A 3,222-nucleotide genomic window follows, 5' to 3' on the forward strand; every position below is an offset into this window, starting at 1 on the left:
GCCCTGGGGCCGCGATGCCCCACACGTCGAGCGGGCCGACGGCGCAGGCCCCACCCGGTGGACGCTGCCGATCGACGAAGCCGACGTGCGCTACCTGGCCGACCACCTGTTCACCGCCTGCCTGCTGGTGACCGCCACCGTCACCGGGATGCGCGAGTGCGAGCTGATGGAACTGCGCACCGGCTGCCGCCGCCCACCCGCCGAGGATGCCCTCGGCCGGCACCGGCTGGCCGGCACCCTCGTCAAAGGCCAGCCCCTCGGCGGAACCCGCGACGAATGGGTCGTCATCGGCGAGGTCGACCACGCCATCGCCGTCGCCGAACGGCTCCACAGAACTGAGCGCCGCGGCGGTGACCTGCTGTTCGGCCGGTTCGACTTCCCCTCCCGCTACCAGCACCTACGCGGCTGGGTGAACGGGCCGGCCGGCCACCGGCTCGGCCTGGCCCCCATCCCCGACGACCCGGTCAACCCGCGGATGCTGCGCCGCACCCTCGCCCAGGAACTCGCCTACCGACCCGGCAGCCTACTCACCACGAAGATCCACTTGAAGCATGTGCCGGTGGCCACCACCGAGGGCTACGCCGCCCGGCCCGGCGGCGCCCAAGCCAAGCTGCTCGCCGAAATCAGCGAACACGAGACCGAACGCAACCAGCAGCTGATCCTCGCCGAATACCGCAACTACCAGCGCCAGATCATGCCCGCCGGGCCCGGCGCCCGGGACCTGACCGCACTGTTCGCCCACGTCGACGCCGAACTCGCCGCCCACGCCCAGACCGCACCCGGGGTCCTCGACAGCGACAAACATGTGATCAACCTGCTGTCCAAACGAGCCGGGACGCTGCACCTCGGCGTCGCGAACTACTGCTGGTTCATCGACCCCTCCCGCGCGCTCTGCCTGACACCCGCCGGCACCCCGACCGCGGACAAACCCCTGGCTGGCATGTGCGACTCCGCCCGCTGCCCGCAGGCCACCCACCACTCCTGCCACCGCGATGTCTGGGCCGAGACCGTCACCCAGACCACCGCCTTCCTCGGCACCCTCGGCCGCGCCCACACCCCCGAACGCGCCCGGCTACGCGGCGAACTCGCCCGCGCCCAACGAGTCCTCGACGCGATCGACGCCGCGTCTGGATCACACGACCCGACGTCCTACACCGAAAGCGAGTAGCCCATGCGCGTCAGCGACGCCCAGCGCCGTGACACCGAAGACCGCATCCGCGCCGCCGCCCGCGCGCTGCTACGCGGCGAACTACCACCCGGCGGCAAGTGCGACACCTCGACCCTCGCACGCCTCGCCGGAATCTCCCGAGCGACGCTCTACCGCGGCTACCCCCACCTCAAAGCCGAGTTCGACCAGCAGCTCGCCGACCTGAAAGCGTCTGGCCGCACCGTCGACCCCCGCGATGCCCAGATCAGCCGCCTCAAACAGGACAACGCCGACCTGCACCGGCACCTCGCCGAGCGCGACACCCAGCTCGCCGAACACGAAGCGTTCAAAACCCTGGCCATCTCCCGGCTCGCCGCCCAACACAACGAGATCCACCGGCTGCGCGCCGCCGCGGCGGCGGCCCCCGCCGGCACAGTGCGCGCCCTGCCTACCCGACGGTCCACCGGCCAGATCGGACCCTGCTGACCCCGTCGAGATCGTAGACGACCCCGCCCGACCGAACCCACGCCATGACCTGCATCACATCCGAGGTCGCCGTGACCACCCGAAACGACACACGACCGCTTCTCACCAGCGAGCACCGCGACACGAGAAACGCGACACCAAATCAAACGAGACACGCAGACTGCGGACGAAAAGCCGATCATCAGAAGCGGACCGACCGCGTCGAACGCGGCCTTGCCGTACTCGCCGGCGATCAGGGGTTCCGCAATGTTCAAAGCCAGCGTTACCATGCTCGCGAAGATGAGTAGCCTCCGCGTCGAGCGCAGCACCTCCACCGGCCCCCCGCTCACAGCGAGTTGCCGCCTGCCGAGCAATAGGCCGACGACCGATAGATCAACTGCGGGCGCTACCAGTGGAGCCACCCACATCGGAACACCGAGACGGAGCCCGAGCGCGAGAACATTTCCAAACCCGAAGAGGAACGTCAACGCGACCACCACGCCGACGATCACGGTCACGATGCGGGCCGAAGCGTCCGGAACCGCCAGGTGTACGGAACGCCTGTTCGATTCGGTAGATGATGTTACGGTCGGCGCGGTCACTGGACATCGTCCCTGGTCAGGGCCCGGGTAGCGACCGGTCGGACAGTGATTTCAGGGCCAGCAACCAAGATCAATCGGTTCGGATGCTGGTACACATGGTCCACCCCTTTTCTGATCATGCTCCTGGCCTGGCTGAATGCGGTTCGTGATCTGTCGCTTGAGATCCAGCATCATGGAACGGTGCTGGTCAGAGCGTCGCCGGCTGGTTCGAGTCCCGACTGGACGACCATGCTGTGACCATGCGAACCGCTGTCATCCTCCTGACGCCTAGCTGTTTGATCATCTGCCCGCGAGATTCTGGAGATCGTTCTGAGGTGAGGTTTTTCGGGGTCGGAGTCAGGCCGGGTGGACCGGCGACTTGGCGGTGAAGGAACAGGTCGACGGTTGGATCGGCGGATTCGCCTTCCGGCGGCGTCATTGGGATGTGAACGCGCCGGCTGCTGCGGCGGTCGCGGCGTCGTGGGCCGCGTGATCGGGGAGTTCTTCGGCGGCCGGTGTCCGGAGGAGGATCAGCTGGTGGTAGAGCGGGGCGATGGCGGCTATCAGAAGCCGTTGGGGATCGGTGTTCGCGGGAATCTCCGCGCGGGCGACGGCGCGGTCCACGACGGACCGGCAGCGGGTGTAGCGATCGGCCCAGAAAGCTCGGAGGGCGCAGGCCGCGTCCGGTGAGCGGAAAGATGCGGCGATGAGAGCAGTCGTGATCGGCGGGTCCGCGGTAAGGGCAGCGTAGATCTCGCGGTTGATCGCGGTCAGGTCGCCGTGCAGGCTGCCAGGGGTCGGCGGTGGCCTCGGTGAGGACGTCGGCGAGCAGGCCACCGACGTCGCGCCATCGCCGGTAGACGGTCGTGCGGTGGACGCCGGACCGATCGGCGACGGTATCGATGGTGACGTTGTCATAGCCGCGTTCGACCAACTCGGCGCGCACGGCCGCGAGGACCAGTCCCCGGACGCGGGCGCTGCGACCGCCGGGACGCGCGCGAACGCTTGGCGGGCTGGGCGGTGGGTGGG

3 protein-coding genes and 2 pseudogenes are annotated in these 3,222 nt (G+C 68.7%); 2 read left to right on the forward strand and 3 right to left on the reverse strand.

The window, feature by feature from the left end; genetic code table 11:
* A partial coding sequence (locus AC08OX_RS16360) for a hypothetical protein (protein ID WP_476608613.1) occupies window positions 1-1,168 on the forward strand: 1,168 nt, incomplete at its 5' end.
* A gap of 3 nt (window positions 1,169-1,171) precedes the next feature.
* Window positions 1,172-1,633 (forward strand): hypothetical protein, encoded by a 462-nt coding sequence (locus AC08OX_RS16365; protein WP_476608615.1) that lies wholly within the window; start codon window positions 1,172-1,174, stop codon window positions 1,631-1,633.
* Between the two features lie 167 nt (window positions 1,634-1,800).
* On the opposite strand, the pseudogene AC08OX_RS16370 reads toward AC08OX_RS16365, so the two are convergent.
* From AC08OX_RS16370 to AC08OX_RS16380, 3 genes and pseudogenes are all read right to left on the reverse strand, one after another.
* Window positions 1,801-2,214: pseudogene (locus AC08OX_RS16370) on the reverse strand (hypothetical protein); the annotation flags it as partial.
* Between the two features lie 414 nt (window positions 2,215-2,628).
* Complete coding sequence (locus tag AC08OX_RS16375; RefSeq protein WP_476608614.1) at window positions 2,629-3,030, reverse strand: TetR-like C-terminal domain-containing protein; 402 nt, start codon at window positions 3,028-3,030, stop codon at window positions 2,629-2,631.
* 49 nt (window positions 3,031-3,079) lie between these two features.
* Window positions 3,080-3,139: pseudogene (locus AC08OX_RS16380) on the reverse strand (TetR family transcriptional regulator); the annotation flags it as partial.
* Window positions 3,140-3,222: the final 83 nt, after the last annotated feature.

The organism is Frankia sp. CoBUL1 (genome assembly GCF_978021245.1).

What these genes read in the sequence shown, in the direction of transcription:
- AC08OX_RS16365 (WP_476608615.1), top strand. Translation starts at nt 1,172, where the DNA reads ATGCGCGTCAGCGACGCCCAGCGCCGTGACACCGAAGACCGCATCCGC.